Source organism: Leptolyngbya sp. 7M (genome assembly GCF_018128485.1).
Genome location: NZ_CP070897.1, coordinates 5150273 through 5176278, shown reverse-complemented (window position 1 = coordinate 5176278; position 26006 = coordinate 5150273). Strand labels below are relative to the sequence as shown.

Below are 26006 nucleotides of genomic sequence, written 5' to 3'. Positions count from 1 at the left end.
CATGAAACTGTATTCAGATTGTCTTTCGCTGCGGATTCGAGTCTCGATATACTGAATATTGCTTTATATTGCTTTGCTGTAACTCTACGGAAGAAGCTATGGACCTAGTGTTGATTGTTGCTACGGTAATCGTGGCCGGGTTGATTTTCTCACTGCTGGTACGGGTGGTGAGGGCAGCACTCGGCACGCTGATTACCCTCGGACTAGTTCTCCTCGTGTTGCAGTTTCTCTTTGGTATTAGTTTTAATGATATCTGGCAAGAGATGGCCCAATTATGGCGTAATCTCGAACAAGCGATTGCGTGAGTTGAGCCAGCGGGCCTTATTAAGACAGTTTCAGAAAGAATCATTAAGAACCCTGGAGTAATTCCGCCCACCTTTCACAATGGAAGAGTAGAGTGCAGGTGCTTCTCATGGCCTATGGATGTGATCTCGGCGGTAGTCAACGAGTTTATTTAGATAATCAGGGTAGCCAAACCGTGATTACCCTTGCTTCTAGCAGTCCAGGACAGCAGCAGCAGGCGAGTACTGGTTTCCAGACCGGGCGTTGGACTGGATCTCCCCAAGCGTTTCAAACGGCGAGCGGGATTGTGATCAAAATTCCCTTGGCAGACGGCGATCGATTCATCCAAATCCAGGGCAATCGCATTCATTGGGTGAACGCAGGCACAGTTGAGCCGTCTCAACCATTAGTAATGCAACAAGTCGAGATGCCAGAACTGGCCTCGATGCCACCCATGCAGCCCATGCAGCCCATGGAAATGCCACAGCCAATTCTCAATCAAATCTAGACTCCAATCTTCAGTCTAATATTGTTCCATTTCGTTCGTCGTGCCGCTCTTCCACCACTTCTTCTGGTTCAATTTGGACTCGGTTCTGGGATGGTTTATTCCAACTGCTGATGCCCAAAACCGAGCCGAAAATTGTGCAGAAGCGCGAGCCAAATGGCAATGAATACTATCAGGTGTACGATCCGGTGACTGGCAATTCCAAAACCTTCGGTTCAGAAGAGGAAACGCGCATCTGGCTCGACCGACGCTTCTATGAAACCTCGCGCAATTGGTAGAACTTGAGATTGCCAAATGAGTATTTCTCTGAGATTCTATCCAATTACCTGCCACGGTGATTCACAGATGATTTCACCAACTCTGCACCGTGGTTAACTCTCCCTTCCCAGGATTTACACTTCTCGCTGACTAGCCAGGACAGCTTACACAGATCATTACTCTACATCTTATCCACTCCTTCACCGCTTTGATTACCAAAAATATTGCTCACTATGAACCTCACCATCCGTTCAGTTGAGTTGGCTGATGTGCCGCTATTGTTCGCGTTTATTCAAAAGAAAGCTGAATTTGATAGAAGCTTGGGCGCATTTTCAGGTCAACTGCAAACGAGTCAGCAGGCGTTGCGAGAAACGTTGTTTAATGCTGCTCCATTTGCCAGGGCTGTATTTGCAGAAGTGGATCGGCAGCCGGTTGGGTTTGCACTCTACTACTTTCGCTATTCTTCGTTTCAAGGTCGTCCCAGCCTGTGGCTGGATGATTTATATATCGATACATCTAAGCGGGGACAGGGAATTGGCACTCGACTGTTTCAGCATTTAGTTCAGTTAGGGCAGTCTCACCGCTGTAGCCATATGGCTTGGAACGCTCATGAAGATAATCAGCGGGGCTTGCGGTTCTATCAAAACATGGGAGCTGAAATCGTTGACCAACAGGGAAGCATACTGTATTTTCAATTGAATCTACCAATCAATTGTTCAATTGGTGCAGTACAGGCAAAATTAGCTAATCAAATTGTGAGATAACAACTGCGGTGATTCAAATTTGATATTATTTCGAGAAAGATTCTGAGGCACTCGTGATGGAACGCACTTATTACCAAACAATGGCAGAGTATAACCAATGGATGAACGAAAAACTATATGCCATCTGTGCTGATATTCCCGATGATGTGCGGAAGCAGGACCGAGGAGCGTTCTTCAAATCGATTCATGGCACCTTGAATCACCTGCTGTTTGGCGATCGGATCTGGATGGGACGATTGACTCGAACTCCGTTTTCGGCTCGGCTTGGGGAAGAACTTTACAGCGATTTTGCTGAACTGCATCAACAGCGCCAAATCACCGATCGGCAAATTCTGGACTGGGCGCAGCAGCTCTCTCCCGAATGGCTGAATCAATCCTTGACCTACACCAGCGGTGTGGACAGCAAAAGCCGCACCTTGCCCCACTGGCTTTTAGTAACGCATATGTTCAATCATCAGACTCACCATCGCGGCCAGCTCACGACACTGCTGAGTCAGTTGGGATACGATCCAGGCATAACGGACTTACCCTGGCTGCCCACTCTGATCCAATCATCTTGTACCACATCCGACGAAACGCCCTAATTTAACAGACGTTTCGCGAAATGCCTCTACGGACAGACGTTTTCAGCCTCTACTTCAGCAGTTAGGCCAGCAAGCTAAGATAATACCGTGGCAGTATCAGCAACAGCTCGATGAAGAGTGCTCTTTAGAGAAGGCAATGCTTTTGCTGCATCAAGATCTGAGCGCTTTTTCTCAGCCTGTTCATTTGATTGGGCATAGCACCAGTGGATTGTTAGGGCTGCTCTACACGCGCCAATACCCTGAGCGGATCAAGTCTCTAACCTTATTGGCGGTTGGAGTTGATATTGCTGTGGACTGGCAGTTTCACTACTACAAGCATCGACGTCAGGTGAGCCATGACAAGCTTTTGCTAGCAATGGTTTATAACCTATTCGGCTATCAAGCTCAGCATCATCTCGACTGTTTGATTCAGCTATTAGAACAAGATTTAACTAGCTCTCTTTCTCTGCATTCATTGTTTCGTCAGGTACATTTGCTGCCCTGTAGAGTGACTGTGCCGCTATTGATTTGTGGTAGCCAGGATGACATTGTTGTAGACACTCAGGCGTTACAGAGCTGGCAATCATTGCTGAAGCATGGCGATCGGCTGTGGTCGTGCCCAGAAGGTGGACACTTTTTTCACTTTTTTCAAGCCTCCTTGTTGGCCGAACAAATGCTCGATTTCTGGCAGCATACCTGTGCTCCCGTCACCGGCACGGTTAATCCAAATGATCCGAATTTAACTGCTGCAATGGTCTTATAGGGCTGATGCTGAGACTGAATTCACCGTAAAAATCCATTCGTAAAATTTTTGTACTTGGCTTGACAAGCGGTCCACTTTGGCAGAGGTTGGAAGTTGGTTCAAAGTAGGTAACGGTGCGCGTACCCTTACAATAAGGAGGACTAAGCCAACCGTAGTTTGAAGTCCCCCTTCTTCTACGCCGAAGGCACATCCCCGCTGGGGCTTAGGGGGATTGTGCTATGTAGACGCTGTGCGAACAAACCCAAGGCTAGTGATCCAAACAAATTCATTTTCGATCGCCTGAGTAGTTGCAAAAAATGAGCGTCACTTCCGATTGGGTCTGCTTCGTTGCCACTTTTAGCTGAACCTCAGCTTGGCAGCTAGCAACCATCGACTTGTATTTACGAATGCTTTGCTCATTTGTTTTAGTTGATCTGAAATTATGACCACTGTTAAATTTTCTGCCGCTCCTACGACCCTGATCGAATCTCAGGGCACGGTACTTACCTTTCGGTTTGAGCTTGATCAGGCACCGTCTGCTGGCGGCGTTAGAGTGACCGTCAAGGGCAATGTACCCCAATCCCTGACTCAGCTCGATCTGTTTGCCATCAACGTTGCCGGTGGTGATACGCCGGTAGGCGATTTAGACTTTTCTGGGTTTGACTTCACAATCAAAGAACGGGTTGCCACGATTCGCGTTCCCATTTTTCAAGATAATCAAGCAGAAGGACTGCAAACCGTCACCTATACGCTTCAGCCCGGTTCTGGTTACACCGTTGATCCGAGTGCCCGTTCTACCACGATTCAATTTGCGGATAATCCTAGCCAAGTTCCCACTCCTAGCCCTTCTCCCAGTCCCTCTCCGAGTCCATCCCCTAGCCCGACTGGCACGATTTTGGGTACTCCAGGAAACGACCGGCTGAGGGGCAGCGGCGGCAATGATGTGATTGACGGTTTAGGAGGCCGCGATCAAATTAGTGGGTTAGGCGGGCGAATTCTGGAGATTTACAATCAGCGATTGCAGCAATTGCACAATACGGTGCATGATCTGGTGTCTGAACGAGCCTTAGTGCGGCTAATTCGCTTGATTCGCTACTACGCTACGCAGTTTGGCACTACTCCCTTGAATCAGGTGGAGCAGCTAAACGTGAAGCTTTCCTACTATCAGATTGCTCGCAGCGTTGGCATCACCTACGAAGAATGTGTGCGGCTGTTCAAACTGTTGCAGCCTGTCGTCACCTATAAACGCGGTGGCTTGATTCAAATCAGCAGTTGGCAAGAATTAGCCGCAATAGCAACACGAGCCGAATCTGCCTAAAAGCCAATCTGAACAACCATAGACTCGGTAAAATCAGCTTAATGAACTGGAGGAATGTTCATGCTCAGAATGAAAAAGACGGTAAACGGATTACTGGTGCTGCTAGTCAGTTTCAGCCTAACCTTGAGTCTAACCCTTGGTCCGCTGCCCGCCTTCGCCCACAGCGTTTTGACCGATTATCGGCTCGTAGAGGATGCGCTAGAAATCCAGTCCAGCTTTTCCACCGGCGAAGTTTTTGAAGGTGCTGAAGTAGTAATCTATGCCCCCAACGATTCGACCCAACCCTGGCTTCAGGGCAAAACTGATCAAAACGGCACCTTCCTGTTCCAGCCCGACCGCAGGCTAGCAGGTGCATGGTCCGTCAAGATTGGCACAGGCGACCACGGCGATATTTTGTCTGTGCCCGTAAGCGAGCAGGGCGTAGATCTGGATGCAATTAGCCAATCGCCCTACGATGCACCTCACGTAGCTGCTAACCCGTTTGTTAAACAGATGGTGGTGGCTGGTGTGCTGCTCAGTGGTTTGGGTGTGGCTGGCTTCAGACGCTGGAGACGCTAATGCTTGAAGTTGGGGCGATTGCTAATACCTCTACTCTCCTGCCTATCTGCACTTCCCCCTGCTGGCGGTGGGTCACGTTCTGCCCAAAAATCACGCCGCCCTTGTTGCGCCGATAGGTTGCCAAGGTCTTCAACGGCTCTTTGCTCTCGCGTCGGCCAGTCGCCTGATCGGTGGTGGTAATCACACAACGTTCGCAAGGCTTCACTAGATCAAACGTCACCGGCCCGATGCGAATCTGCTGCCAAGTATCTTCTGCATAGGCGTCGCAGCCCGAAACGACTAAATTGGGCCGAAAGCGATTCATCGGAATTGGCTCTGGCAACCGCTGATTCAGATCGGCCAGCGAGGCTTCTGAGATCAACAGCAGGGGATAACCATCGGCGAAACTGACCTGAGCCGTGGTTATCCGCTTGACTGGACGGTTGTATGCCTCCCCTAACCGCACCAATCGGCACTCGATGCCCAAAAACTGACTGAACCAGGTTGCCACCACATCACCTTGATCGATGGCCAGACAGCGATCTCTCCAAACCTCAACCTCCATCATAGTCCCGGCAACCGGTGAAAGTGGTAATTCCAGCCCTGATTGACCGGGTGCCTTCAGGTGCAGAGCTTCTGCCTCAATTGCTGTTTCGATCAGCGCCATCTGAGGCACATCTCGCTGAGTGATAAACTGTCCGTTTGGCGTGACCAGCATCCAGTTGCGGTCAAACCGGAATCCCCAGTTATCTAATTCGGCTGAATTGACCGCAAAACCGCGACAGGACTTGATCGGATAGATATAAATTGTAAAGAAATTCGTTTTGGGCGCGAAGTTATTACTCAAGTTATCTTCATGCTACCGAGTTCTGCCTCCATCCCCAGGTTTAAAATCTTGAGCAAATCTTAAGGTTAGTAAGGAAAGGTGAATAAAAGTTCATGTCTGCTGGATTCGGGTTTGCGGCTGAGGTTAATCCAGCTTGGTCCCACTTTTGTCTGACTGCGGCAGCGGTGTTCCCAACTGGCTGAGGTTAAGCACATGTCCACCTGCAACCAGGTAAACCGGATTTGCTAACGCCCCGATCTGTCGAGTCAACTTGCCCAAGCGATCGCGGAAAGTGCGGCCAATCGGATAGGCAGGCACCACACCCCAACCCGTTTCTTCAGCCACGAAGATGACTTGTGCCGCCGTTTGAGACAGACTGTTTAGTAGCTCTTGTGCGGTCTGTTCCCAAGTCGATTCGTCTTGCTCCAGCCAATTCGCTAACCAAGTACCGAGCGAGTCAATTAGCAGGCACTCAGAGACTGCAGCTTGACGCAGAGTGGCGGCCAATCTGAAGGGGACATGCAGAGTTTGCCAATCGGCAGGACGGCGCTGCTGATGCCGAGCAATCCGAGCTTGCCATTCTGGGTCGTTCGGATCCAACTGGGCGGTTGCAATGTAAACAACGGCTTTGCCCGATTGAGCAGCAATGTATTCGGCCCATGCACTTTTCCCAGAGCGAGCTGCGCCTGTCACCAAAATCAGCGCCGACTGAGTGGGGTTGGCATCATTATTAGTCATTTTTTCCAGCATTGATCGGATCCAAGTTCGTCATGAAAAGTCATAATCTAACAACGCCAAGCCAGGGGGAACCAGATAGAATACCCGCATCTGGGTGCATCACATCAGGTTCTACCCGATCTTTTCACTTGTCGTGTTATAGACTCGCTAAGCTTGCTAGGGAAATGAGACTGCTATGAAACCCGGACTAAAACGAATTGAAGCAACATTAGGTCAGTTGAATGCCCAAGTTGCCCCCCAGGGCCACCTAGAATCGGATCAGTTAGAACAATGTGAGCTAGTCGATCGCTCCAGGTCTTTTCTTGTCTCTGATGCAAATTCCCTCCACTCTACCCATTCCGGCAAGAAGGCCAAAACTGCGATTCAGCCGTTTCCCTTTCCTCAAGAACCTCAACGGCCAGTAGAACCACGGCCAGTAGAACCATGGCCAGTAGAATCACGAGGTGAAAATGCTGTTGCGGTGCCGCCAGCCCAACCTAAATCAGCACCCAGTGGTAGTAGATCAAGTAGCAGCAAGTCAGGTGGCAGTAAATCGGGTGGTGGTGGCAGCAAATCAGGTCATGGCAACAAGGCGGGTGCTAAAGCTAAGAAAGTTGCGGTACCTCCCCCCGTTGCCGAAACCGTCCAGCCCTTTCCTGCCGAGCAGAACTGTCCTGATGCACCGACGCTACCCAAATCTAAGCCACCGAGTTTCAGCAGTCATCGCCATGCGGTAAACCCTAATTTGGCCCTGGGTTTGATCAAAGAAGTCGAAACTGTGGTGATGCAATGGCAGCTTGATCTGGAGCAAACTATTTTGGAAATTCAAGCCCTTTATCTGGAAGGGCCGATTGTCGAAGGCTGGCTAGAGTCCCACGCTTATGATCTACCTCCCGTAACGCCAGCTCCTGGCATGGCCACCCTGCGCCACGGCCGCAGGAGTTTGAGCGAGATACAAAGCAACTTTTTGCTCCCGGCTTTGCGGCCCTCCAGTCTCATCCCGTCGCAACCCTAGCGCCTGATGCTCTGCTGAGTCGAATCGATCAAATTCTGGCTCTGCTGAAACGTGCCACCTACTACAGCATCATGGCTCCTCTGAGCGCGGCCCTGCGGCAGGCTATTTTTCGGGTTCAGCAAACCCAACTCGACAACAGTCAGATGCCCGAAGTTGCTGCCATTCGCTCACTGCAAGCTCTTGCGGTAGATTGCCGATCGAGTTTGGCTGCGCTCAATCTCCTACCCAACAATTCAGATCAATCCCGTCAGACCTGGTCTGAGCTATCGGCTCAGTTAGCGGCAACCCCAGAAGGCCAAGCCGTGCTGCGCCAGTTCGAGCAATGGCTGGATCAGTATGGCTACCTCAGCGAAGTGGGGACCGATATTGCCGTCCCCACCTGGCGAGAAGATCCCGGTCCGGTTCAGGACTTGTGGCTTCAGTTTGTGCAGCATCCCCCCGATTCTCCAGCGGCTGCGATAGCTCCGAAGCAGAATGGGAGCAACTGGAAACTGCGCCAAGCCCAACAGCGGCTGAACTTAAAAGGTCAAGTCACCGCTTGTTACAGTCACCTGCTGGCCGAATTGCGCTGGAGTTTCGTCGCCCTGGAGCAGTATTGGCTGCGGTCTGGCTTGCTGAACCAGGCGGGCGATCTGTTTTTTCTGGAATTCGACGAAATTCAGCAGCTCGTTGCCAACTCCAGCTCAATCCCTAACCTGTCTCACCAGATTGCCCAACGTCGCTCTCAGCTAGAGCACGACCGGCAGCTCACCCCACCCCTGCTCGTCTACGGCCATACCCCACCAATTCTGTTCGATCCAGCCCCAATCGCCAACGCCAAACAACTCCAGGGAATTGCAGCCAGCCCCGGTCAGGTAGCAGGACAAGTGAGGGTGCTGCAATCCTTCCAAGACAGTCAAAATGGTGCTGCTATTGACCGCAACACAATTTTGGTTGTTCCCTATACCGATTCTGGCTGGGCGGCGCTGCTGGCTAGGGCTGGTGGTTTAATTGCCGAAGTTGGTGGTCAGCTCTCTCACGGCGCGATTGTGGCCCGCGAGTATGGCATCCCAGCCGTGATGAATGTGGCCAACGCCACCCAAATTCTGCAAGACGGCCAGCCAATCCGCATCGATGGAGAAACTGGAACTATCAAGCTGCTGAGCGAGGAGTCGCCTACCTAAAGTAAAGATTTTTTCTACCGAAAGTTACACTTCATTACGAGCTAAAAATTAAGTCCCCCGGAATATGTTACGTTCAATAGCGTTGTGTTAACTATGCAGCGTTCCTGAGAGGGAAGAAACCTTGGTTAGCAATTTTAATGTGATCTCTCATGCTTCCGAACGTGAAGATCTAAGCGAGTACGTCGCTCACCTCCAACTTCACATGGCGTTACAAGCTCGTAACTTAGTGCCTGCTCTGACCAATACATCCGACAGTCGGCAGCAGCTTCTGCACCAAACCCAAGCAGATTTTGAAAAGTTCGTCTCGCGCCAGTCCAGGGTAATCAGTCTAGATTAACCCGGATTAGCCAGCGAATTCGCTAGATGAGATCAACCCACAAGGGTATAAAATCAAACTTAATTAGCTATGCTTAATATCAACCTTGGACGGGAAATTTGCGGCAATCTCGACATTGCGGCATCGCGAGAATGGCTGGTGACAAATGGAATGGGTGGCTATGCTTGCGGTACTGTAGCGGGCGTTTTAACCCGGCGGTATCACGGACTGCTGGTCGCGGCCCTCCAGCCTCCTCTGGGGCGGACCCTGATGCTGACCAAGCTAGAAGAAATTGTCCACTATGACCAGCAGGTTTATAGCCTCAGTACGGATCGCTGGGCCGACGGCAGCGTGAACCCCCAGGGTTATCGCTATATCGAGCATTTTGCCCTGGAAGGAACTGTCCCCACTTGGCGGTATGCCTGTGCCGATGCGCTGCTGCAAAAACGAATCTGGATGCGACCGGGAGCCAATACCACCTATGTGCAGTACGAGTTGCTGCGAGCCAGCCAGCCAATGGCGCTGTTTGTCAAATCCCTGGTCAACTACCGCGATCATCATGGCTGCATTCGCAGTTGGGGTTGGCAGATGGCCGTCGAGCGCGTCAGTCAGGGAGTGCAGGTCACAGCATTTGCGGAAGCCGTGCCGCTGTATCTGCTCAGTAGCCAAGCGGAAGTTTTAACCCTGCATGATTGGTACTACAACTTTGATTTGGCCATCGAACGCTACCGGGGGTTAAGCGACCGCGAAGACCACCTGCATGCCGCTACCTTTCACCTGACGCTGAATCCGGGCGAATCGCTCACCATTGTTGCCAGCACCGCACCTGAGCCAGAACTCAACGGCACCCAAGCCCTGAAGCAGCATCAGAGCCGCGAGCAAAAATTGCTGAATTTGTGGCGCACTAGCCGTCCGATTGGAGCCAAAGAGCCACCGGGTTGGCTGCATCAGTTAGTGTTGGCAGCGGATCAGTTCATTGTAGACCGCACGGTGCCCGCATCGGTGAGTGGAGCGGCAAGTGAGTCAGAAGGTGAGTTAGAAGCCACAGGGCTGAACGGTAAAACCATCCTGGCCGGCTATCCCTGGTTTAGCGACTGGGGACGCGACACGATGATCAGTCTGCCTGGTTTAACCTTAACCACCGGACGCTCGGAAATTGCTCGCCTGATTTTGCGCACCTTTGCCCAATATGTCAGTCAGGGTATGCTGCCGAATCGCTTTCCCGATGCTGGCGAAGAACCGGAGTACAACACCGTTGACGCCACACTCTGGTATTTTGAGGCCATCCAGCAATATTACAAAGCCACGCAAGATGATGACCTGCTGGCGGAACTGTTTCCGATTCTGGCTGAGATTATCGACTGGCACTGTCGCGGCACCCGTTACAACATTCACCTCGACCCAGCCGATGGTCTGCTCTATGCGGGCGGTCCCGGTCTTCAGCTCACCTGGATGGATGCCAAAGTAGGCGACTGGGTAGTAACGCCACGCACTGGCAAGCCTATCGAAGTCAATGCCCTCTGGTATAACGCTCTGCGCACGATGGCCAAATTTGCGCGTCTGTTGGGCAAGCCCCATCAAGAGTACGAAGCGATTGCTGACCGCACGCTGGCCCGCTTTGTTCGGTTTTGGAATGCTGACTTGGGCTATTGCTATGACGTGCTTGACACCCTAGATGGAGACGATGCTTCTCTGCGACCTAACCAAATTTTTGCCGTGTCGTTGCCCAACAGTCCGCTCACGGCAGTACAACAGCGGGGAGTGGTCGATGCTTGTAGCCCAGCATCGAGTCGATGAACAAAATTGCTGATGTGGCGAATACTGCTAAAGCCGAAATGGAAGGGTTACAGTTGACCGATGAGCAGCTTAAGGGCTTCCAAACCCGCTTCATTGACATGTATACTGCCACCACCAATGCGACCCGTGATCTAGTGACCGCTGCCGAAGCCAAAGATGCCCAAGCAGCCCAGCAAGCATTCACCGCGCTGCAAACCGCAACCGCTCAAGAAGGCCCCTTGGTAAATGAAGTCAACGCCTACTGTGAAGCCCAACCTTCTCCAGCCGCCGAGACGCTCAGCCCTTCGGTCAGCCCTGCGGCCCCATCTCCATCCCCCTGAGTTCTTATCCGCTAGATCGCTCCGTAATAGGCAATAGGCTGAGCTGAATCGCTAGTCTGGCTGGCGAGCCAGGCCCAAAGCTGATCACCATAGGAAAAGTGCCACCATTCCTGAGGATGTTGCAGAAATCCACCGGCCATCATAGCCTGCCTCAACAGCAGTCGGTTTTGGTGAAAGCGGACTCGGTCGATTTGAGTTAGAGCTGGATCAACCGCCGTGGACAATTGATGATTGGGTTGGTAATAGTCTGGGTACGAGCGGGGCGACATCTCATCAATCGGCGATCCCATATCCACAACTTGCCCATGCTGGTTCACCAGCGTCACATCAATGGCAGCCCCAGTGCTGTGGGGAGGAGGCGTGAGGGGATCGCGGCTGGGAACTGCCCAAAACTGATATACCTTCTGCCAAATCGCCTGCCGCTGGGCCTCGCTGAGCGATCCGGCTGCTAGACTCTCTTCAGCTAGGGTCTGCTGAAACGTATAATCGACCATAAATTGCTGAACAGCAATCGGACGGTAGGCATCAAAAATTTGAATTCGCCACTGCGGACGCTGCTGCTGTAACCAGGCTTGAGCCATGAACAGCCGCTCTAAGACCCCTTGCCGCAGGAAGTAGGGAGACTTGTCTCCATAAGGAGCACCCAATTTGACATAGGGATGGGGTAACTCTAGCGCAAACCAATCGCTGGGAATCTCAACCAATGGTTCATTGCAGTCCCAAATTGGCACAGATTGATAGGGTTTCATACAGTCGGTTTTTCAGCAGCAACGTTAGAACTAGAGCAAAACTGTCAAGACTAAAAAGGAAGATCAAGGGCTGAATAGCATTGTGCCGGTAAAACATGGTTGAGACGCAAGCAGGTCTGCACCGAATCTAGATTTGCTGAAGGAGAGTGGTTCCATGAGTGACGCCAATACAGAATTTGATAGGATTAGCCGCCAATTTATGAGCTTAGAACGACCCAAAAAACCCAAGATGCTGGTTGTAGATGACGAACCCGACAACCTGGATCTGCTATACCGCACCTTTCGCCGCGATTTCAATGTTCTACGAGCGGAGAGCGGCATCGTGGCCCTGGAAATTTTAGCAGCGGAAGGAGAAGTCGCTGTGATCATTTCCGACCAACGCATGCCTGAGATGAAAGGAACCGAATTCCTAAGCAAAACGGTGCCCCAATATCCCGACACAATGCGGATCATCCTAACTGGCTTTACCGACGTGGAAGATCTGGTCGAGGCGATCAATTCCGGACAGGTCTACAAATACATCACCAAACCCTGGGACCCGAATGAACTGAAGCTAGTGGTGCAGCGGGCGGCTGAAACCTATGAGACGTCGCGGCTGCTTTTTCTCCTGACAGATGCCGTTATAGATCACATCTACCTTATCAGCAGGGCAGTGAAAGGCCCAGCCCATCTCCTGACGCATGTATTGAGTGCAGACGATCACCCGCCAAGCTTCGGTGACCAGCGCGGCTTCTTTGCTGTTGATATAGCGATGGGTTTCGGTATGGAGACCGTTGTGCCGACCGAATTCCGTTGCGTGAATCGTGGCAATCAGGGGGATCTTAAACAGGTGCTTGAGGGCAATCGCCGCATCTGCGACCAACCAGTCATGGGCATGAATCAGGTGAAACGGTCCGTCTTCTTGCAGCAATTTGCCACCATGTTTGCCCATGCTGTCGTTCATATTGGCCACCCAGTGGAAAAAGTCGTGACTTTCGCTCACTGAGACGCGATGCACCCGAATGCCGTCTACCACCTCGTAGCGGGGTGCATGACCAAACTCAACGGTCAGCAAATGAACTTCATGGCCCAACCTGACCAGCTCAGGGTAAAGCTCTGCCACATGGCGAGAAATTCCGCCCACAATCCGAGGTGGAAACTCCCAAGCCAGTACCAGAATCTTCATGCCCACGAACCCTTAGAGTTAATAAAATCTTAATAATTTAACACAGCCTCAGCCGTTTTAAGGCAAGCTTCCTTTGCATTTAAACTACATTCGAATTACTGCTCTTCACCTCCTTGGTTCAGCCACCTTGACGCTCTGAAATTTCTAGACCACAATAATCCCTGATAAATCTGTCAAAATAATTAAGAAACACGATCTAATTAGCAGTCAGCTCACAAACCCCGATCTAGACCTAAATCAGTGAAGAGTTGAGAAGATCTGATGAAGCGCATTGCACCAGGCATCAGATATCTAGCTCAACCTCTCCAGTTCCATCCTAACCAGAAGTTCAAGCCCATGAATCACAGGTGTATCGACCTATCATAATCATTTTTCCATATTCGATTTCATAGCACAGTTCTTAAAGATTAAGTAGGCTCTCATGGAGGCATCGCTGCAACCCTCTGCAAATTCCGACGCATCGCTTCAGCTCGTGCTGTTTGTAGATAAGCGCCCCATCTCCAATGAACGCATCCGGCAGATCCGCCATCGCTTAAAAGAGTTAGCCGCAGACTCGACCTATCCCTACGAGTTACAGGTGGTGGATGTGAGCGAGCAGCCCCATTTGGCCGAAAATTTCAAGCTGGTGGCAACGCCTTCCCTGATCAAGATCCACCCGGCTCCTCGGCAGGTTTTGGCCGGGGCGAACCTGGTGGCCCAGTTGGAAAACTGGTGGTCGCGGTGGCAGCGTTCCATTGAAGATTACTTGACCAATCTGGCAACGGTTGACCGTTCTAATGGCGATAAAGTTCAAATTCAGTCAATTGCCCATTCCGCTGAACTGCTGAAGCTGTCTGATGAAATTTTTCAGCTCAGACGAGAAAAAGAAGAGCTACAGGCCCAGTTGCAGTTTAAGGATCAAATTATTGCGATTCTGGCCCACGACTTGCGCAACCCGCTCACGACCCTATCGATTGCCCTAGAAACGCTAGAAATGGGACTTTGCCGCGAGGTAAAACATCCCCGCCTGACGCCAGAACTGTTAGGCCAAATGGTCCAGCAAGCCCGCACCCAAGCCCGGTCGCTGGATCGGCTGATTACAGACATTTTGCAGAAGTATCAATCGATTTGTTCGGTTCGGTGATGGTAATCGGAAAAACCGTCAGATCAAGCTCGTAATACTTGAAATAATTACGGAGTAAACTGCCGTAAAGCCGTTCAACATTTGCATCTATAACTGCCAAACAGCGCCCAAAGGACCGATAGCTTTCTGCTAGCTGGGGATTGTGCAAATCAAATACGCCATCCACGCAAAGCAGACTGTAGTCAATTTTCTCATAACCTTCAACGCGAAAAGCTTTGTCTGTAGCAGACAGTTGAGTGTGAGCAATGGTCATGGATATGTTTCCTAGAGCGTAGGGTTAAATGGGTCAAATAAACTGAAACCCAATTTTTGTATCAGGTCAGCAAATGATCGAACTGATTGAACATTCGCATTTGCCAAGCCAGACAGGGCAGCCATGTAGCCTTCTCCCCATCAGCCTGCCAGAACTGCGATACCGAAATGGTCGTTCGCCTGCTTTGACCGGTAATTTGCCAGCAGTGTATTCAGCCAAATTTATAAATTTGGCCATCAAAGTTTTGAGCAGCCAAGAAAGTGAGCTGCCTGAGCTAAAAGCAAACCTGATTTGCTAAACGGTTTACTTTTGGGTGTAGCTACCGTTCACTGTCGTCTGTAGCCACCTGATACATTAAACTCGCAGGATGAGTTAGCGGCGATTGTTTGTCGCCAAGTTTCCATTTAAGGTTGCAACCTTGATTGATTTGCAAACCAGAATTGTGCAACTGCCTGATCGATTGAATTCCCAACATTGCTAAACCTAATGATGGATTGGGCTGGTGAAACCTTTAAAGCAACCCCATTTAGAACCTGCCGGTATCTCTCCTAGAGTAGGCATTACCGCCCTATCTGAGTTGCATAGATAACAATCAAACGCAGGTTGGTTCTAAGTTACCTCAAACCTATCAGAGCTGATTTGGGCTAACATCTCTCTAAAAGTAGAAGACCAAGGAATAAGGATATTAATTTATAGTGTTTGCCAGAAGAGATAGGACATTGTTGTGGGCACACTTCGCGCCCACAACAATAATCTCTGCCCTAACTGTCGTGGCGACGGCTATAACTATTAAGAACGGGAGATGAATCGGCTGAGGTCTTGGAAAGGAAATAAGAGAAACTAAAAATTAGGTTGAGTCAATTTTACTAGTTGTAAAACACCTAGCCACGTGTTCTACATCACCTTGCGACTAAATATTTTAGTTATACATCCATCAAACGAGCAAAATTGGAAAATGGCGGTCGAGTTTTAGTAATGTCTCATAGGTTCAAGTTGCCCAATTCCATCTCAATGCAATAGAAAGATGACAGACCAAATTTTTGTTAGGGCAGGTTAACCCAATTTAGGCTAGCCTGCGAGATCTGGCAAAACCTGCCCTGATTGCAGCTTTTCTAAAGTCCGGTTTGGATGAAGCCTTGTTTGTATGAAGCCTTGTTTGACTGACAAATCGTTTGCTTGTGGCGGTCTAAATGCGGTGGCGATAGCCTGCCGTTAGGCATAGCGGCTTCTTACAGAGTAACTGCTGCTACACATATCAAGTCAACCTGCGCCGACTCTGGTAGGAGGAGGAACCCGCCGGGCGAGTTTTGCCCGTGTAGACGTGACTTCTAGCCACCAGCATCCAGAGTTTTCTCAGCCAATCAGTGGCTTATGCTAGAGCATAGAGGTGACGATTTGCAAGGTATGGACGCCGTGGTTCACATGGCAGAACTCTCCAACGATCCGACCGGGCAGTTAGCGCCTCACATCACCTACGAAATCAATCACAAAGGCTCTGTGCGTTTGGCCGAACTTGCGAAGCAGGCAGGAGTGCGGCGGTTCGTATACATGTCCTCTTGCAGTGTCTACGGCGTGGCCACCGAAGGAGACGTAACCGAAGAATCGCCGATCAATCCCCAAACTGCCTATGCTGAGTGTAAGGCACTGGTGGAGCGAGATGTAAAGCCGATGGCCGATGATGATTTCTCTCCTACGTTCATGCGCAACGCTACGGCTTTTGGGGCTTCCCCTCGGATGCGCTTTGACATCGTGCTGAACAATCTCGCAGGGCTGGCTTGGACCACTAAAGAGATCAAAATGACGAGCGATGGTACGCCTTGGCGTCCGCTAGTGCACGCTTTAGATATTGCCAAAGCTTTGATCTGTGTGCTGGAGGCTCCTCGAGATGTGGTCCACAATCAAATCTTCAACGTAGGAGACACAGCCAACAACTATCGCGTCAAGGAAGTTGCTGAGATTGTCGCTGAGACGTTCCCTGGCTGTGCATTGAGCTTTGGCAGCCAAGGCGCAGACAACCGCAGCTACCGCGTTTCCTTTGAGAAGATCAACACTCAACTGCCTGGATTTAAGTGTGAATGGGATGCTCGTCGCGGTGCACAACAGTTGTACAACGTGTTTAAGCAAATTGACATGACCAAAGAAGACTTTGAGTCCCGTGGCTTTACCCGTCTCAAACAATTGGAGTACCTGATTCGCACACAACAAATTGACAAAGATTTCTTCTGGAGCAAGTAATGATTTTTACTGAAACGAAACTGAAAGGCGCATTCATTATTGATCTGGAATTGAGAGCCGATGATCGGGGAGCCTTTGCTCGCACCTTCTGCATGAAGGAATTTGAGCAGCATGGCTTAAAGCCGACGGTGGCTCAGTGCAATCTTTCCTTCAATTACAAAGCAGGAACATTGCGGGGAATGCACTATCAAGTTCCACCCGCGGCTGAAACCAAGCTAGTGCGCTGCACTAAAGGTGCAATTTATGATGTGATCATCGATTTGCGCCCCGATTCCCCTACCTACATGCAGCATATCGGAGTTGAACTCACTGCCGATAATCGGCGAGCGCTCTATGTTCCAGAAATGTTTGCACATGGCTACCAGGCTCTAACCGATGGAGCTGAGGTGGTGTATCAGGTGGGCGAATTCTACACGCCTGGTTACGAGCGGGGCATCCGGTATGATGATCCGGCTTTTGGAATCGAGTGGCCCATACCGGTAACTGTGATCTCTGATAAAGATGCAGCCTGGGCACCCTTTGCAGCAGTTCCGGTTTAAGCAAAACAGTGTGGTTCGCTGGGAGAGGACCAATCCTCCTCTCTCAATCAAGTGCTCTGCCTCGAAGCCCTAAAGTTAAATTTGCAGAGGTTAAGAATGAAGCTAAGTGTTGTGCTGCCTTGCTTTAACGGTGCCAAAACAATTGCTGTTCAACTTGAGGCATTGACCAAGCAACATTGGCTAGAGGGTTGGGAAGTTGTGGTAGTCAACAACGGTTCAACCGATGGTTCGATGGCAATCGTAGAGCAGTATCGCGATCGTCTGCCTGGGTTGCGCATTGTTGAAGCCCGATCCAGCGGGGTAAATCTTCGTAAAGGAGCACAACAAGCTCGCAATCAGGGTTAACTAAGGACATGGTTTGTCACTCCAATCACTAAGGTGCAACAAAGCCGATTCATAGGTTGGCAACTTCAATAACTAAATAACTTCGATTTGCCGTTTAAGAACTAGTTTTAGGAAATCAGAGCTTACGCATAGTTCTCCAGAGCAGCTAAAACACTAGCTAAGAATGGCCTGAGCAATTTGCTAGTTCTGTTTGAGTGAACTGAACCTCTCAATAGAACTCGAAAATTAACTAGGTGGTTCTTAAGCGTTGTGCCAGAGAGCTACGAGAACTCGGCTTCCTCGACCGGGGGGGCTTAGAGAGGAATTCCTTGGCGTAAACCCTGAAAGCCTCTAATTACCGATTACCGATAGCTGCTGCTTACGCTAGAGCCGAAATTAGCTCGGCTGGACCATGAGCCACAGGCTGGTAGTAGGCACCACGATATCTTAAGTTCACCGTCTTTCGAGACGATAACGGCATCCGGTAGTGCTGAATTTTCGAAGTGGTTCCCCGGTAAGTGCCTACAGTCACAGCAGTGATTTCAGGCAAAACAGTCGAAGCTGGAGAATAGCTGATACCGCGATAAGTGAGTTTCATGTTGATCTAGTAGGGGGGCTAAAGAACTACTGGTAGTTTCCCTTACCTGCCCGATTAGAACAATCGCAGTTTAGGGAGTTAAGTCCAAACTTTAGAAATTGCAGGGCTACAGGGCCAAACTTGCTGCTGGTTGGGTGCTGGTTGGGTGCTGGTTGGGCATTAACCGGGTATTAACTGGATATTAACTGGGCGTTACAAGCTTATTGATCAAATCATCGGATCAGTGACCAGTTTGTCCAAAATCAATCTAAAATCAGAAGACGTCCTCTTATCTCCGAATTAGCCTCCCTTAACTTCGGATTTTTTCTGAAGTTAGGCTTAAACAACAGTTGAAGTGGATCAAAAGGGTGTCAAGCTAAACTTGGGTGCCTTGGTTGAGTTCGCTGTTTGGATGAGTTTTTCGGTTCGTTCTCTGGCTGAGTTTCTGAGTCTGACAATGGGCCAATGCAAGTAAATCGACCGCTCCACAGACGCCGACGTGGTGTTGTCCTGACATCTCAAGGGTTAGAGAGGCTGCTAGCGGCTAAACTGTCGGCAGAAATTGCCGAAAACGCGGGCAGTCGCTACACATTGGAAAACTTGAGTGAGCGCACAGGGTTGTCGGTTGATACGCTGGTGAGAGTGCTGAAGTGCGAGTTGGGTGTAGATCGTGAAACGTTAAAATCCTGCTTCCGGGCGTTTCAACTCACCTTGGAGTCAGAAGACTACGCCCGACCCCAGGTGCCTGAGGAAGAAGCCAGTTCGCCTCAGATTGTAGAACCAGAACTGCCAGGAGGGCAAGTCTCGCTAGGGTCAATTTCCTACATCGAGCGCCCACCCATTGAAACAAACTGTTACAAATTGATTGCCCAACCAGGTGCGCTGGTCCGAATTCGAGCACCCCGGCAGATGGGCAAAACCTCACTGATTGCCAGAATTTTGCAGCACGCGGAAACCTTGGGCTACCGCACCCTCTCTCTAAGCTTTCAGCTGGCCCACAAGGAAGTGTTCCAGGATTTAGACCAGTTGTTGCGCTGGCTCTGCATTAACGTCACGCTGGGGCGAAATTTCACCATTCTGAAACTAGAATGGAGCAAAGGCAATTTTGTTAATCTATGAACCGCTAGCATTTACTCTACTTTTCAAACAGGTAAATGCAGTCGTGTAACACAAGATGGAGTTTATATCAAAGATATTACTGCTCTACCAAACATCAAATCTATGATAAGTACCTCGGCATAATTAAAAACCAGATTCAAAACCCTGCGCAGCGGGCGGCACAGCGTTTTGGGTTTTATGTTTAATTATGCTCACCTACTTAGTGGTAGAGAAATTGAGATTTGAACTTGATTCGAACTTGACAAGATCAAACACAATATACGAAACTTAGAAAAATTGTTTGTAAGTGTTAACAATTTTTCATCGTTACTGTTTTATATCTATGGATACAAGCCCCTACAATCTATAAGTTACGATGATTAATTTTCCAATTACTTCTATCAATAGACATAGACTAAAAGTTAAGAAATATGACTTGTTTCTGGCCCGGTTGTAGCATATTTAGCAAGATTTCTTTAGATTTAATTCACTCTTGAGATAGAGAAATAATAAAAAAATTCAATATAGGGTCAGTATAGATTGCAGTATAAGTTGCATTAGACGCAAAGAAAAAGCGTTACGTCTGCTCTCTGATTCTTATCAACTTTTACATACCTGAGAACCTAAGCGAGGATTCTGAGCCTATTCTAGGCGGTTTGATTGGGTGGACCGTGCCACTTGATCAGACAAGTTTTTCTATAGGTTCTTGGTTCATCAACTAATTGCCAATCTTGCCTCAATTGCAGCCGCTCGTGGATCGTGCACAGACCACTTGTGAACGGTTGAGTGTCACAATGCTCAATAGTATTTTGAGTTAAGTTAGAGCGTTTAGGTTGATATCTTATTGGCGCTGTACTAATTTTTTATCAACAGTTTGATGAACAAATTAATGTACAGATATGAGTCAGGTATGAGTAAGTATTAGCTAAGTGAGAGCAGGCGCTCTAATGCTGGATCATTGCTTTAATCCACTTAATTCTAATCCTCATTGGCTTCCAACTCATGCGTTTCTGCTAAATCACTAATTACATCAAATCGCTAAATCAAAAAATGAAGATAGTTCCAAAGTTACAGTACTCATGCTTACTGAGTGCTTCGCTTGCCTTAATCGGTGGACTACCCTGTTTCGCTGCAACAATTGAGTTGGATGCGGCAAATTCTCCAGCAGCCCTTGCTCCGGCTAACGCTATTTTAGACGCGCCTACTCCCGTAGATCTAAAGTCCTCTGCTAAAGCGTCTAGTAAATCAGTTAGCCCGGTAGCTGCCTCGCAACACGCGGATTTCCTATCAGCTTCATTGGGGGAATCTCTGTCAGAATCTCCCTTGCCTGAACCTGTCCCTACAGAAACCAGGCTGCCGGTAGCGCAACTAGGAGAATCCGTACAATTAGCGCAATCAACAGCTAGTGTTACTACAGAAATTGTCACAGGGACTGCTACAGGGACTGCTACAGGGACTGCTACACAAACTACAGGAGCTGGGGATAATAGTTTATCAATCTCCTCCAGTATCGGCCAGGTCACATCAGTAGACCAGTTATCCGATGTGCAGCCAACTGACTGGGCTTACCAGGCATTGCAATCCTTGGTAGAACGCTATGGCTGTATCGTAGGCTATCCCGATCAGACCTATCGCGGCAATTGGCTTAACGAAAGCTTTGCAACATTTATGGAAGCGGCCGTCCGCGAACAGCTTTATGGCCGGGCTGATTATCTACGAAAGATCGGCGTTAATGCTAACGAAGCAATGGCTGATGAAGCCGCGAAGGGCCTCCCGTTCGGTCTATTCAATCAAACGGCCGGAAACGTCAATAAACTTTTCGAGCGGCCTGCCATCACCTACAGCAAAGGCGGTGTAGTCGTGCACATGCTCAGGGAACAGGTTGGCGATGCAAATTTCTGGAAAGCGATAAACCTGTACCTGACTCGGCACAGACTCGGCAATGTAGAAACCCCGGACCTGATCCGAGCAATGGAAGAAGTTTCCGGTCAGAAACTAGGATGGTTCTTTGATCAATGGGTTTACGGTATTTCATATCCGCGGCTGACTATCAAACAGCGCTACGACGATGCGAAAAAAGAGATGGTGTTCGAGGTCACACAAACTCAAAGCGGCCGATCAGTGCCGGCAGCTTTTCGCTTGCCTTTGGAAGTTGCGTTCAACACAACGCCACCGGCGGGCTCTGAAGCCAATGGCTCGCCAGACCCAAAAGCCACCGCATTTAAGGTGGCGACATTAGACATAACTCAGCGAAAACAGTCCATTCGCATTCCGGTCGAACAAAAGCCCGCTAGCGTTACGTTCGATCCGGATCAGAAGATCCCGCTTATCGACATCAAAGCAAAATAAAAATTGTAAAAACGAAAAAACAAAGAAAAATCCCGCGACCTTTGCCGCGGGACTTTCCCCTTTGAGAAGACCGGATGTCTGCTTGAGTGTTGAAAAAGCAGAGCGCGAAGCACACCTAAGATCGCGACTTGAGGTCAAACTGATCGCAGTAACTTCTTTGCCACACCTACGAGGTTAGCTGACGGGCTAGGAACGAAAGATTATCCCTGCGTTTTCTTATATTTACGCTTCGCCCCTGTCATTCACAATGTGTCTGACGATGGTTCCCCCGCGCCGGTTCACGTGCCCCGGCCTCGGTGATCAACTTTTCAACAGTTTGAAGATTATCACGGAAATAAGGCTATTTCAAGGTAATTATACTTATTTTGCTGGATACAACTGATATAGGATCAAATAAACCGCAACACCAGTTACCGAGACGTAGAGCCAAACCGGGAAAACCAGTCTAGCCAGGCGCTTATGTTTGTCGTAAACCCCTTTGATGCCAAGATATAGCGTTCTTAGTACAAATGGAGCCACGACCGCAGCTAAAATGGTGTGCGAGGTCAAGATGGTGAAATATATGGGTCGAATAAGCCCTTCGCCGGTAAAACGGGTCGGCCCAAGCCCGAAATAATAGGTGCGCAACGAGTGATGAGTAAGATACGATACCAAAAATAGTGCTGAGACAGCACTAGCGGAGATCATGCACAAGCGGTGATTGGCAATATTCCTTCGCCGGATAAAATAGAACCCAATAACTATAAAGATACAGCTAAGTGTATTTAATGCAGCATTTAGATGCGGAAAAATATTAAGAAGCTCCATTTATTTCCAAAATCCGAGCAGAAAGACGATCACAAGCCAAAGAAATCCCATAAAGTGCCAGTACCAACCGACTGAGCGGGCAAGATTACGTCTGTAGGTTAGTTCCGCTTCGTTTATCGTCGGCAACCAGACTCGGAGCAGGATCGCCCCAAGCGCGACCAGCGGTGCGCTTCGTCCGAAATGACAAGCTGGAAATCGTTTGGGCGAAAGCTGCGTTTGTAGCGGTTATTTGCCAGGAAAGTCTGAATCGTCGAAACAACGATTTCGGCTTTGTTCCAATCGCCTCGGGTTTTCTTGTAAACAACGCACTGATAATCGTTTTTCAGATATTCGCGGAAAGCTTTGTCGGCCTGTTCCTCTAATTCGATGCGGTCAACGAGAAAGAGAACGCGGCGAGCGTTTCCGCAACGAAGAAACATCTTGATCACGGCCGCCGCTGTCAATGTCTTTCCTGTTCCAGTCGCCATTTCAAAAAGAAATCTGTCGCTGCCGTGTTTCTTTATTTCTTCTTGAATTCTCTCGAGTGCCCGGATCTGATATTTGCGCAAAAATCGAAGCTTGTTTTCCTCAATGAAACCCGGCCGCTGAGATTCGTCTTGCCAACGCGGGTCGCTCGCATAATTCGGCATCTGCGTTCGAACAATGTAATCATCACCGATCAGTTCATTGACTAAGTTGGACGATGTCGGCTTGAATTCATCGAAAGCCTTCAATTCCGCAAGCGTCGGGAATGTCTGAATAATGCGAGGATTGCCAAGATCCAGGTCCCAAAGAAAATGCTGATTTCCGTTGCTGAGGATCACAAACCGGCAATGTTGACTGGTTGCGTAGGAGCGTGCCTGTTCCTTGCCAACCAACGGATTGATGTTCTCGGCTTTGGCCTCGATAACGCAAAGCGGGAACTGCTGGTCATCGTGTAGAATATAGTCCGCAAAGCCGCCCTTGAGTCGAGCAAAAGTCTCACCTAGGCGTTCCGAGATCGAAACATAGGTTTCGACGGCGACATTTGCCCGTCCCAAATCGGTGTCGGTAAGACGCCAAGCAGACTCTTGAAGAAGGCTGTTAATTTTTAACCTTGCGGAAGCTTCGTTTTGGGACATTTCGGAATAATAACACGAGATAAAGAATCTGTAATTTTGAGACGCTTGCAATCGATAGCAGCTCCCCTCAAAAAAGAGGGGAGCTGCGGAAATGCCGCTCTTAGATCTTGTAGCGGGTGAATTGGAGGCCGCGGAGATCTGTTTGTATTGGGGCGAGTCGGTGCCGTAGAGGGATTTGACGTATTTTTTGACGAGGAGGGCGAGGTCCACCAGGCCTGTGCCTTCGGCGTAGAGCGCATCGTTGCGGGCGATGCGGGCATTGCTGAAGGGCGTGATCTTGGGCTGAAGCCCGGTTGGTCTTTGATGCCTTATCTACTAACTAAAGCTGGTAGCAATTCCGGGATCATTTTTTCGATCCATATCAACTAGCTGAAGCTAGCAGCGACTGTTTACAGTGGGCTGTCGGTTTTGTTTCCGAAGGAGACGGAGAAAATAGCGTAGGGTGAAGCCCTGCGATAGGTCTCCACAGACGGTTTGACGCGGGGTGGATCGCGAAAGCGATATGATCCGCGAATAGCATCGCACGGCTGAAGGGCTTATTGATGATGAAGTCGTAAGGGATCGGCAGAAAAAGCGTAAGGTGTTTAACACACGGGCATGACAGACCGGAAAAATTTCCGCATCTGTGGAAAATCGGGTAAGTGATCAGGAAAAGATGCGTTAGCGGAAGATCGTTCAGGACATCTGTTCTAAACAGATACAAAATTTATCTAACAATGGAGCAAAGTTAGGAAACGCCATGCTCGGTGCGTAGTCGCCGGGGCTCCCGGGGCGCGGGCACGCGTCTACCCTCCGCCACATCCTCTCGGGAGCACCTCCAGAATGGGCCTGCGCACCCCTCTGTACCAGTGGCACATCGACAACGGCGGCCAGATGGTCGACTTTGCCGGTTGGGACATGCCCATCCGCTACGCCGGCATCATCGAGGAGCACAACCAGGTCCGAACTTCGGGCGGACTGTTCGACGTCTCGCACATGGGTCGGGTGAAGGTCACGGGCCGACACGCCCGCCGATTCCTCGAGCGCCTCTGCACGCGTCGCATCAGCGACATGCAGGACCGCCAGTGCCGCTACTCGCTGGTGTGCAACGAGCAGGGCGGCGTGAAGGACGACATCATCGTCTACAGGTTCGAGGAGGACGAGTACCTGCTCGTGGTCAACGCCTCGAACCGCCAGAAACTCCTGCCGCACTTCGAGGCCGTCCGCTCCGGCGCGATCTGCCCCGCCGGCGCCGCGGCCGAGGATCTGGCCGTCAAGATCGAGGACCAGACCGAGAAAACCGCGATGGTCGCGGTGCAGGGCCCCAAGGTCATCGAGCTGATCAGCAAGTTCTCCTCAGAGATCCCCACGCTCAAGAAGTACCGCTTCGCCGTCAAGAACCTGATGATCATGAAGCTGATCGTCAGCCGCACGGGCTACACCGGTGAGGATGGCGTTGAGGTCATCCTCCCGGCCAACATGGTCACCATGGCAATGGGCCTGCTCCTTCGCGATGTCAACATGAAGGCGGAGGCCGCCCTCATCAAGCCCGCCGGCCTGGGCGCCCGCGACACCCTCCGCATGGAAGCGGGCATGCCGCTCTACGGGCACGAACTGGGCGAGGACATCAACGCCCTTGCCTGCGGGGTCGACTTCGCCATCACCCTCGACAAGGACACCCAGGACCGCGGCGAGCCCTTCGTGGGCCAGCAAGCGCTCCGCGCCACCGCCGCCGCGGGCGGACCAGCCCGAAAGCTCGTCGGCATCCGCTGCGAAGGCAAGCGAACCCCGAGGCAGGGCATGGCCGTCAAGATCGGCGATCGCGACGCGGGCGTCGTCACCTCCGGATGCCTGGGGCCGACCGTCGGCTGCCCGATCGCGATGGCCTTCGTGGACCGTGATCACGCCAAGCCCGGCGTTGCCGTCCAGATCGACACCACCCGCGGGCTGATCGAAGGCCAGATCGCCGCCCTGCCCTTCTACAAGGCCGCGAAGTGACCCTTGCCGGGCCTGGCGGCCCCTATCCTCTCGCGTGAGCGCTCGAATCTATCTCGACAACGCCGCCACCAGCTTCCCCAAGCCCGAGGCCGTCCACCAGGCGATGATCCGCTACGCGACGCAGGTGGGGGGCACCGCCGGCCGGGGGAACTACGCCGAGGCACGCGAGGGTGCGCGCGTCATCAACCAGTGCCGCCAGCGCATCGCCGACTTCGTGGGTGCGGCCTCGCCCGATCACGTTATCTTCACCCTCAACACCACCGATGCGCTCAACCTCGCCATCAAGGGGGTGGTCATCGACGCCGCGATCCGCCGACCGGGCGAGCCCATCCACGTCGTCACCACCGAACTCGATCACAACTCCATTCTCCGGCCGCTCCACGCTCTCCGCGAGCAGCTCGGACCGACGTTCTCCTGGACATGCCTGAACGCCGCGGCGCTGCGCGGAGAAGTCCTCGGCCCGATCAGGGTGGCGAGCGAGGATGCCCTCCGCGAGCACGGCAACGCCGCGGTGGTCGGCGAGTTCGTTGACGTCGCGGATGATCATCTGCACTTCGCGCTGCTTGGCGTCCGGTAGCGCGAGCCAG

General features: G+C 50.7%; 29 protein-coding genes, 3 pseudogenes and 1 riboswitch. Of the genes and pseudogenes, 24 read left to right on the top strand and 8 right to left on the bottom strand.

Annotated elements, in window-relative coordinates:
• Nucleotides 1-98 precede the first annotated feature (98 nt).
• From JVX88_RS26975 to JVX88_RS26940, 8 genes are all read left to right on the top strand, one after another.
• Entirely contained in the window at nt 99-305 is a 207-nt protein-coding gene (locus JVX88_RS26975; RefSeq protein ID WP_211621671.1) for a hypothetical protein, read from the top strand.
• Nucleotides 306-397: 92 nt separating this feature from the next.
• Nucleotides 398-790: a hypothetical protein gene (locus JVX88_RS26970; RefSeq protein WP_211621670.1), complete on the top strand. Its 393-nt coding sequence runs from the start codon at nt 398-400 to the stop codon at nt 788-790.
• 134 nt (nt 791-924) lie between these two features.
• A complete protein-coding gene (locus tag JVX88_RS26965; RefSeq protein ID WP_211621669.1) occupies nt 925-1065 on the top strand; it encodes a hypothetical protein in 141 nt (46 codons plus the stop codon).
• A 213-nt stretch (nt 1066-1278) separates the two neighbouring features.
• Complete coding sequence (locus JVX88_RS26960) at nt 1279-1809, top strand: GNAT family N-acetyltransferase (protein WP_211621668.1); 531 nt, start codon at nt 1279-1281, stop codon at nt 1807-1809.
• Between the two features lie 56 nt (nt 1810-1865).
• Nucleotides 1866-2393 (top strand): DinB family protein, encoded by a 528-nt coding sequence (locus tag JVX88_RS26955; protein WP_263975263.1) that lies wholly within the window; start codon nt 1866-1868, stop codon nt 2391-2393.
• 136 nt (nt 2394-2529) lie between these two features.
• Nucleotides 2530-3135, top strand: coding sequence for an alpha/beta fold hydrolase (locus JVX88_RS26950; RefSeq protein ID WP_211621666.1), 606 nt, complete (start codon nt 2530-2532; stop codon nt 3133-3135).
• Between the two features lie 421 nt (nt 3136-3556).
• Nucleotides 3557-4432, top strand: coding sequence for a hypothetical protein (locus tag JVX88_RS39155; RefSeq protein ID WP_225931188.1), 876 nt, complete (start codon nt 3557-3559; stop codon nt 4430-4432).
• Between the two features lie 60 nt (nt 4433-4492).
• On the top strand, nt 4493-4990 hold the full coding sequence (locus tag JVX88_RS26940) for a carboxypeptidase regulatory-like domain-containing protein (protein WP_211621665.1): 498 nt from the start codon (nt 4493-4495) through the stop codon (nt 4988-4990).
• Here the strand turns inward: JVX88_RS26940 and JVX88_RS26935 are convergent.
• Complete coding sequence (locus tag JVX88_RS26935) at nt 4971-5816, bottom strand: MOSC domain-containing protein (protein ID WP_211621664.1); 846 nt, start codon at nt 5814-5816, stop codon at nt 4971-4973. The two genes, JVX88_RS26940 and JVX88_RS26935, sit on opposite strands and share 20 nt — an antisense overlap.
• 123 nt (nt 5817-5939) lie before the next feature.
• Nucleotides 5940-6533 (bottom strand): bifunctional adenosylcobinamide kinase/adenosylcobinamide-phosphate guanylyltransferase, encoded by a 594-nt coding sequence (gene cobU, locus JVX88_RS26930; RefSeq protein WP_211621663.1) that lies wholly within the window; start codon nt 6531-6533, stop codon nt 5940-5942.
• Between the two features lie 175 nt (nt 6534-6708).
• Here cobU and JVX88_RS26925 point away from each other — a divergent pair, with 175 nt between their 5' ends.
• The 5 genes from JVX88_RS26925 to JVX88_RS26905 all read left to right on the top strand — a co-directional run bounded on the left by JVX88_RS26925 (nt 6709) and on the right by JVX88_RS26905 (nt 11123).
• On the top strand, nt 6709-7527 hold the full coding sequence (locus JVX88_RS26925) for a hypothetical protein (protein ID WP_211621662.1): 819 nt from the start codon (nt 6709-6711) through the stop codon (nt 7525-7527).
• A 71-nt stretch (nt 7528-7598) separates the two neighbouring features.
• Complete coding sequence (locus JVX88_RS26920; RefSeq protein WP_211621661.1) at nt 7599-8690, top strand: PEP-utilizing enzyme; 1092 nt, start codon at nt 7599-7601, stop codon at nt 8688-8690.
• 121 nt (nt 8691-8811) lie between these two features.
• Complete coding sequence (locus JVX88_RS26915; RefSeq protein ID WP_081914685.1) at nt 8812-9027, top strand: hypothetical protein; 216 nt, start codon at nt 8812-8814, stop codon at nt 9025-9027.
• Between the two features lie 69 nt (nt 9028-9096).
• Nucleotides 9097-10803 carry an amylo-alpha-1,6-glucosidase gene (locus JVX88_RS26910; RefSeq protein ID WP_211621660.1) on the top strand — a complete coding sequence of 569 codons (1707 nt, stop codon included), beginning with the start codon at nt 9097-9099 and terminating at the stop codon, nt 10801-10803.
• A complete protein-coding gene (locus JVX88_RS26905; RefSeq protein ID WP_211621659.1) occupies nt 10800-11123 on the top strand; it encodes a hypothetical protein in 324 nt (107 codons plus the stop codon). Before JVX88_RS26910 ends, JVX88_RS26905 begins: the two co-directional genes overlap by 4 nt.
• A gap of 11 nt (nt 11124-11134) precedes the next feature.
• Here JVX88_RS26905 and JVX88_RS26900 read toward each other — a convergent pair whose 3' ends face one another.
• Entirely contained in the window at nt 11135-11872 is a 738-nt protein-coding gene (locus JVX88_RS26900) for a M15 family metallopeptidase (protein WP_211621658.1), read from the bottom strand.
• Nucleotides 11873-12026: 154 nt separating this feature from the next.
• Here JVX88_RS26900 and JVX88_RS26895 point away from each other — a divergent pair.
• Nucleotides 12027-12422: pseudogene (locus JVX88_RS26895) on the top strand (response regulator); the annotation flags it as partial.
• A gap of 3 nt (nt 12423-12425) precedes the next feature.
• Here the strand turns inward: JVX88_RS26895 and JVX88_RS26890 are convergent.
• Nucleotides 12426-13037 (bottom strand): glycosyltransferase family 4 protein, encoded by a 612-nt coding sequence (locus tag JVX88_RS26890; RefSeq protein WP_211628882.1) that lies wholly within the window; start codon nt 13035-13037, stop codon nt 12426-12428.
• Nucleotides 13038-13458: 421 nt separating this feature from the next.
• On the opposite strand from JVX88_RS26890, the gene JVX88_RS26885 reads away from it, so the two are divergent.
• On the top strand, nt 13459-14160 hold the full coding sequence (locus JVX88_RS26885) for a circadian clock KaiB family protein (protein ID WP_211621657.1): 702 nt from the start codon (nt 13459-13461) through the stop codon (nt 14158-14160).
• Here JVX88_RS26885 and JVX88_RS26880 read toward each other — a convergent pair.
• Nucleotides 14114-14413, bottom strand: a complete 300-nt coding sequence (locus JVX88_RS26880) for a hypothetical protein (RefSeq protein WP_211621656.1) — start codon at nt 14411-14413, stop codon at nt 14114-14116. The genes JVX88_RS26885 and JVX88_RS26880 overlap by 47 nt on opposite strands.
• A 1371-nt stretch (nt 14414-15784) precedes the next feature.
• On the opposite strand from JVX88_RS26880, the gene JVX88_RS26875 reads away from it, so the two are divergent.
• From JVX88_RS26875 to JVX88_RS26865, 3 genes are all read left to right on the top strand, one after another.
• A complete protein-coding gene (locus JVX88_RS26875; RefSeq protein ID WP_211621655.1) occupies nt 15785-16648 on the top strand; it encodes an SDR family oxidoreductase in 864 nt (287 codons plus the stop codon).
• On the top strand, nt 16648-17187 hold the full coding sequence (gene rfbC, locus JVX88_RS26870) for a dTDP-4-dehydrorhamnose 3,5-epimerase (protein ID WP_211621654.1): 540 nt from the start codon (nt 16648-16650) through the stop codon (nt 17185-17187). Before JVX88_RS26875 ends, rfbC begins: the two co-directional genes overlap by 1 nt.
• Before the next feature lie 96 nt (nt 17188-17283).
• Nucleotides 17284-17532, top strand: coding sequence for a glycosyltransferase family 2 protein (locus tag JVX88_RS26865; protein WP_211621653.1), 249 nt, complete (start codon nt 17284-17286; stop codon nt 17530-17532).
• A 358-nt stretch (nt 17533-17890) separates the two neighbouring features.
• Here JVX88_RS26865 and JVX88_RS26860 read toward each other — a convergent pair whose 3' ends face one another.
• Nucleotides 17891-18109: a DUF4278 domain-containing protein gene (locus JVX88_RS26860; RefSeq protein WP_211621652.1), complete on the bottom strand. Its 219-nt coding sequence runs from the start codon at nt 18107-18109 to the stop codon at nt 17891-17893.
• A 444-nt stretch (nt 18110-18553) separates the two neighbouring features.
• Between JVX88_RS26860 and JVX88_RS26855 the strand changes: the two genes are divergently transcribed.
• The 3 genes and pseudogenes from JVX88_RS26855 to JVX88_RS41135 form a co-directional block, all read left to right on the top strand.
• Nucleotides 18554-19207, top strand: a complete 654-nt coding sequence (locus JVX88_RS26855; protein WP_211621651.1) for an AAA-like domain-containing protein — start codon at nt 18554-18556, stop codon at nt 19205-19207.
• A 1398-nt stretch (nt 19208-20605) separates the two neighbouring features.
• Nucleotides 20606-20827: pseudogene (locus tag JVX88_RS44435) on the top strand (hypothetical protein); the annotation flags it as partial.
• Nucleotides 20828-20839: 12 nt separating this feature from the next.
• Nucleotides 20840-21535 (top strand): annotated as a pseudogene (locus JVX88_RS41135) (M1 family metallopeptidase); the annotation flags it as partial.
• A gap of 148 nt (nt 21536-21683) precedes the next feature.
• Nucleotides 21684-21844: riboswitch (cyclic di-AMP (ydaO/yuaA leader) on the bottom strand.
• A gap of 51 nt (nt 21845-21895) precedes the next feature.
• Here JVX88_RS41135 and JVX88_RS26845 read toward each other — a convergent pair.
• Together JVX88_RS26845 and JVX88_RS26840 are read right to left on the bottom strand one after the other, a co-directional pair.
• Nucleotides 21896-22342, bottom strand: coding sequence for a DUF420 domain-containing protein (locus JVX88_RS26845; RefSeq protein ID WP_211621649.1), 447 nt, complete (start codon nt 22340-22342; stop codon nt 21896-21898).
• Nucleotides 22343-22455: 113 nt separating this feature from the next.
• A complete protein-coding gene (locus JVX88_RS26840; RefSeq protein ID WP_211621648.1) occupies nt 22456-23442 on the bottom strand; it encodes a DEAD/DEAH box helicase family protein in 987 nt (328 codons plus the stop codon).
• A gap of 147 nt (nt 23443-23589) precedes the next feature.
• Between JVX88_RS26840 and JVX88_RS26835 the strand changes: the two genes are divergently transcribed.
• From JVX88_RS26835 to JVX88_RS26825, 3 genes are all read left to right on the top strand, one after another.
• Nucleotides 23590-23811: a hypothetical protein gene (locus JVX88_RS26835; RefSeq protein ID WP_211621647.1), complete on the top strand. Its 222-nt coding sequence runs from the start codon at nt 23590-23592 to the stop codon at nt 23809-23811.
• Nucleotides 23812-24264: 453 nt separating this feature from the next.
• A complete protein-coding gene (gene gcvT / locus JVX88_RS26830) occupies nt 24265-25419 on the top strand; it encodes a glycine cleavage system aminomethyltransferase GcvT (RefSeq protein WP_211621646.1) in 1155 nt (384 codons plus the stop codon).
• A gap of 34 nt (nt 25420-25453) precedes the next feature.
• Nucleotides 25454-25996, top strand: a complete 543-nt coding sequence (locus JVX88_RS26825; protein WP_211621645.1) for an aminotransferase class V-fold PLP-dependent enzyme — start codon at nt 25454-25456, stop codon at nt 25994-25996.
• Nucleotides 25997-26006: the final 10 nt, after the last annotated feature.